Source organism: Paenarthrobacter sp. 10L420, from assembly GCF_056395385.1.
Genome location: NZ_JBFTJK010000077.1, coordinates 1 through 723, shown reverse-complemented (window position 1 = coordinate 723; position 723 = coordinate 1). Strand labels below are relative to the sequence as shown.

The 723-nt window shown below is 60.7% G+C and carries 1 protein-coding gene; it reads left to right on the top strand.

Annotated elements, in window-relative coordinates:
- Nucleotides 1–250: 250 nt before the first annotated feature.
- The coding region (locus AC1DD5_RS25740) for an isocitrate lyase/phosphoenolpyruvate mutase family protein (protein ID WP_477523139.1) at nt 251–723 on the top strand (473 nt) is incomplete at its 3' end.

Genomic DNA, 723 nt, shown 5'->3' with positions numbered 1-723 from the left:
GCGATGACCGCGGTGGGTACCCCTGAGCAGGTCGTCGCAACACTGTTGGAACTGTCCAACGCCGGACTCGACGGGGTAGCGATCTCCTGGGTCAACTACGACGAGGGACTCCAGCAGATGGAAGACGACATCCTGCCCCTCATGGTCCAGGCCGGCCTCCGCGGCGGATAACCCGAAGCACACCGAGCAACCCAACACATCGGTAAGATCGGCATACACCCGCAACGTTCTCAATGGAGAGGAAAACCACATGCCCGCCAGCGACACACGAACCCGGACGGAGACTGCCGCCGCTCGTCTGCGTGAGCTGTTAGCGGGTGATGGGCTGATTCATATTCCTGGGATTCACGACCCCTTTTCGGCGCGAGTAGCCCAGGATCTAGGATTTGGCGCGGTTACCATCGGCGGTGGGGTTACGGTATCGGTCGCTTACCATGCGATTCCTGACATGACGATGATCTCCACCCGCGACATCATCGATGTGGCCCGGGGTATCACGCGGGTGATTGACATTCCGCTCATCGTCGATTTCGACGACGGGGGAGGCAACCCACTCCAGGTACGCCAGGCGGTGCAGATGGCGGAGGCTGCCGGTATCGCCGGCGTCATGATCGAGGACACGAACTTCGCCTACCCCAAGCACACGCCCCCCAAAGAGCTCGGGAACGTCATGCAGTTCAAAGACAATCACCACTTGACACGCGATGCGGCGGTCCAACGTGT